Annotated in this window: 1 protein-coding gene and 1 pseudogene; both read right to left on the minus strand. The window is 21.3% G+C overall.

All coding sequences use genetic code 11. From position 1 onward, the window contains the following. Positions 1-111: 111 nt before the first annotated feature. Positions 112-246, minus strand: coding sequence for a hypothetical protein (locus AYC60_RS09455; RefSeq protein ID WP_269146642.1), 135 nt, complete (start codon positions 244-246; stop codon positions 112-114). A gap of 1 nt (position 247) precedes the next feature. Further along, positions 248-479, minus strand: a pseudogene (locus AYC60_RS08880) (hypothetical protein); the annotation flags it as partial.

Consider the following 479-nt stretch of genomic DNA (forward strand, 5'->3'; position numbering starts at 1 on the left):
TTTTTCATAATATATATCTAATTTTACCTTACGTATCCACTCTACTCTTATATCTTTAATATAATATAAGTTAATTTCTTTATTCCTTAATTTTAATTTATCTTTAACCTATTATCTTTCAATTTCATTTGCTTTTCTAATTGGATATGTATCTAATAGTGTTTTTTCCTCATTTAACATCCCTTTAGTTGCAGTACAAGATAATAAAACTAAACCTAAAAAAGCACTAAGTAGTGATTTTTTCATATTATTTCACCTCTAATGCATTTTCTTTAAAATATTTGCTTACAAATCTATCTGTTTCTATAAATGCATTTCTTATATATTCAGGATTTTCTTTAGCAATTTTAATTAATTCATCTTTATATTCTTTTTCATATTTTTCACCAAAATTTATATCTTTTCCTGTTAGTATTCTTACTATACCTATAAATAAAATTCTATTAAGAAGATCAAAGTTATTTTCTTTGAAAAATTCT

Source organism: Streptobacillus felis (genome assembly GCF_001559775.1).
Lineage (GTDB): Bacteria > Fusobacteriota > Fusobacteriia > Fusobacteriales > Leptotrichiaceae > Streptobacillus > Streptobacillus felis.

Bases quoted from the DNA above. Each gene is read 5' to 3' on its own strand.
- AYC60_RS09455 (WP_269146642.1), bottom strand. From the start codon at position 246: ATGAAAAAATCACTACTTAGTGCTTTTTTAGGTTTAGTTTTATTATCT.